This window comes from Oceanisphaera litoralis (assembly GCF_016907015.1).
Lineage (GTDB): Bacteria > Pseudomonadota > Gammaproteobacteria > Enterobacterales > Aeromonadaceae > Oceanimonas > Oceanimonas litoralis.
On the sequence record NZ_JAFBBE010000052.1, the window covers coordinates 1 to 1,513 of the forward strand.

At 37.8% G+C, this 1,513-nt stretch carries 2 protein-coding genes; both read right to left on the reverse strand.

Annotated elements, in window-relative coordinates; all coding sequences use genetic code 11:
• Positions 1-162: 162 nt before the first annotated feature.
• Positions 163-822 (reverse strand): hypothetical protein, encoded by a 660-nt coding sequence (locus HNR62_RS16015; RefSeq protein WP_204797081.1) that lies wholly within the window; start codon positions 820-822, stop codon positions 163-165.
• A 2-nt stretch (positions 823-824) separates the two neighbouring features.
• Complete coding sequence (locus HNR62_RS16020; protein ID WP_239552884.1) at positions 825-1,454, reverse strand: hypothetical protein; 630 nt, start codon at positions 1,452-1,454, stop codon at positions 825-827.
• Positions 1,455-1,513: the final 59 nt, after the last annotated feature.

A 1,513-nucleotide genomic window follows, 5' to 3' on the forward strand; every position in this document is an offset into this window, starting at 1 on the left:
ACGATACAAATCAACCCGACTAGATCAAGCGATATAGGCCTTTTTAGATTCGGTTTTTCAAATAGCACGATGCTAGTTCCTTGCTACCGCTTAACGCTTAGCTCACCGGAATTTTGGGAGCGTAGCGAGTAAAATTTCCGTGTGGAGTGACTTGTTACATGCCTATTTATCACCAAAGTCAACAGTCGCCCCCAACAATGTCTGTTCCGTTATATAGTAAGGTAAGAAGTCAGAGATATAGAATTGAAAAGCTTTCCAAATGTTTGAAAAAATAGTCACCATCAGCACCAAAACTAAAAGCCAATCAAAGTAATTATTAGAACCCCATCCCCAACCTATTATTAATGCAGCAACAAGAAACACTTCAGAACGGGTATGAAAAGATTTCAATTTCACTCTCAACCCCTCAAGCTCTTTCGACACATCTTTAGCAAGAAAGTAATTCAAAACCTCCTCTTGTGATTTTTTTGAATCAACCTTTTCTTTAATTTGGGATATATAAGAATCAAAAGAAGATGCTTTCGCCAGCAAATTGAATGACATGCTGCTAACTTTGAAATATATGTGACCAATAATCCCCGACACAAAAATAGCAATAACCAATTGCTCGAAATCAACTGAAGCAAGCAAGCCTTTGTTAAAATCAAAGATAAAGCTTAACTTTATATTCTGTAGCTCAGAGAGTACTCGAACGTCATCACCCTTGGAGTAAATATATGATGAAATTATCACCATAAACATAACAAGGAAACGATGGAGCGGGTACTTCTTGGTTATATCTTCAATATATTTTTTTTGTACCGCCTTCGCCAATTCATCCATAATTATGCCAATTTTATAAAGTAGATATCACCAGCATTTGGATCAAATGCACCGTATTCTATTAATGGAGAACCCACAAAAACGATTTCTTTTTTCTCTTGAAAAAAAGGCATTGCCATCTCAAGAAAGTCTTCATTGAAAAAATGAATATTGGAAACTTTTTCGGTTATTAAATTGTAAATCTTTCCGTTGTTATTATGCCGATCTAGTGATGATATTGTTGCAGTATAGAGTACTGGCTCACCTAGCTCTCTGCGAGAAACGGTTGAATGGAACCTTCCAGCAGACTCTTTATTAAATTCAAATTTAGCAGATTTATCTCCGCTTAAAAGAAGCTCAAAAGTACTATCTCCTGCGTGCCCAGCTCTAATGATTGACAGTATTTGATCTATTTCTCTAGAGATCGCACGATCTCCATATCGCCTTATGACTGATGCATCTGGGTTATCTATCATCGTCTGCAGGTCTTTTGGGACAAGAATTCCGCTTTCAACTTGAGCGATCCTAGTGCTTAGAGAGTCTTCGATTTTAGTTGCTTTGTCCAAACCTGCTTGCTTTGAAGCTTCGACAGCACTATTAACAGCACTAGAAACTCTGTAAGTGCCAATAAAACCGCATCTGTTTCTGAACATCGGAGTTCGTCACACTGAGTCCTGCCTTTAATTCAGGAGGAATCGACATGACCAACACC